At 64.8% G+C, this 1,646-nt stretch carries 1 protein-coding gene and 1 tRNA gene; one reads left to right on the top strand and one right to left on the bottom strand.

Going from position 1 to position 1,646, the window contains the following annotated elements:
- The first annotated feature begins 121 nt into the window (after window positions 1-121).
- Complete coding sequence (locus K3A84_RS20230; protein WP_225011276.1) at window positions 122-1,498, top strand: acyl-CoA carboxylase subunit beta; 1,377 nt, start codon at window positions 122-124, stop codon at window positions 1,496-1,498.
- Between the two features lie 21 nt (window positions 1,499-1,519).
- Here K3A84_RS20230 and K3A84_RS20225 read toward each other — a convergent pair.
- Window positions 1,520-1,596: transfer RNA gene (locus K3A84_RS20225), tRNA-Met, on the bottom strand.
- Between the last annotated feature and the right edge of the window lie 50 nt (window positions 1,597-1,646).

The following is a 1,646-nucleotide window of genomic DNA, read 5'->3' as shown; positions in this document are numbered from 1 at the left end:
AAACGGCCAGTTACAGGCAAAATGTTGTTAGCACATCCGGTTTTGCCCCCAAACCCACGCCTAGCAAAATCAAATACTTACCAGCTCGCGTTCCCTGCGTGTTCCGCCGGCACTGTTCAACTTGGGCAAGACTGCGTCGGACGGGCTGGTCATGGGCATCGGGCGCATCAACGGCAATCTGTTCGGCCCCGAACGCGCGCGCTGCGTGGCGATGAGCTACGACTACACCGTGCTTGCGGGCACGCAGGGGCACAAGAACCACGTCAAGACCGACCGGATGCTCGAAGTGGCGCAGCAGGCGCGGCTGCCGGTCGTGTTCTACACCGAAGGCGGCGGCGGGCGCAGCGGCGGCACCTCGCCCGGAGACCCGACGCCCCCGCCCACCACCGTCGGCGGGCTCAAGTACCGGACCTGGGCGCACATGGGCAAGCTGTCGGGCCTTGTGCCTCTGGTCGGGATCGCCAGCGGCTTCTGCTTTGCAGGCAACGCCGTGCTGCTCGCGTTGTGCGACGTGATCATCGCAACCAAGGATTCGAGCATGGGCATCGGCGGCCCGGCGATGATCGAAGGCGGTGGCCTTGGCGTCCATGCGCCCGAGGACGTGGGGCCGGTCTCTGTACAGGGGCCGAACGGCGTGATCGACATCGTGGTGGAAGATGAAGTCGAAGCAACCGAGGTCGCGAAAAAGTATCTCTCGTACTTTCAGGGCCGCGTCGAAGGTTGGCAGGATGCCGACCAGGCGTCCTTGCGCCATGCCGTGCCGGAAAATCGGCGCGCCGCCTACGACGTGCGCAAGATCATCGAGACACTGGCGGACGTTGGCTCGGTGCTGGAACTGCGGGCGGCCTTCGCGCGCTCCATGGTCACCGCGCTTGCACGCATCGAAGGACGCGCTGTGGGTGTGATCGCCAACAACTGCGCTTCGCCCACCGGCGGCGCAGTCGACAGCGACGGCGCGGACAAGGCAGCGCGCTTCATGCAGTTGTGCAACGCGTTCGACCTGCCGGTGATCACACTGATCGACGTGCCGGGCAATATGGTCGGGCCAGATGCGGAACGCACGGCGACGATCCGCCATTGCGGACGGCTCTACGTGATCGGCGCGAACCTTCAGGTGCCGATGTTCTCGGTCGTGCTGCGGAAGGCCTATGGGTTGGGGGCCATGGCGATGACGGCGGGGTCGCTGGACAGTCCGCTGTTCACCGTTGCCTGGCCCACGGGCGAATTCGCCGGGATGGGCATCGAAGGGGAGATCAAGCTGGGCCGTCGCGCCGAACTGGCGGCCCTCGAGGATCTCGGCCAGCGGCGCGCGCGCTACGAGGAACTGCTGGACCGGGCCTATGCGTGGTCGAGCGCAGCGAACGGTGCGACCGTTTTCGAATTCGACGACGTGATCGACCCGGCCGATACGCGGCAATGGCTGGCGATGGGCCTGGAATCCGTGGCCGGCCGGCCGATGCGCGAAGGCAAGCGGCAACCGTGGATCGACACATGGTGACGGTATTTGGGTGATTGTATCTGGTTGCGGGGGCAGGATTTGAACCTGCGACCTTCAGGTTATGAGCCTGACGAGCTACCGGGCTGCTCCACCCCGCGACACCAAGATTGCGTATGAGACGCAAAAAGGGGCCTATGATGGCCCCTTT

It is taken from the genome of Novosphingobium percolationis (genome assembly GCF_020179425.1).
GTDB lineage: Bacteria > Pseudomonadota > Alphaproteobacteria > Sphingomonadales > Sphingomonadaceae > Novosphingobium > Novosphingobium percolationis.
The sequence above is the reverse complement of the archived record's forward strand: the minus strand, read 5'-3'. Positions and strand labels throughout refer to the sequence as shown.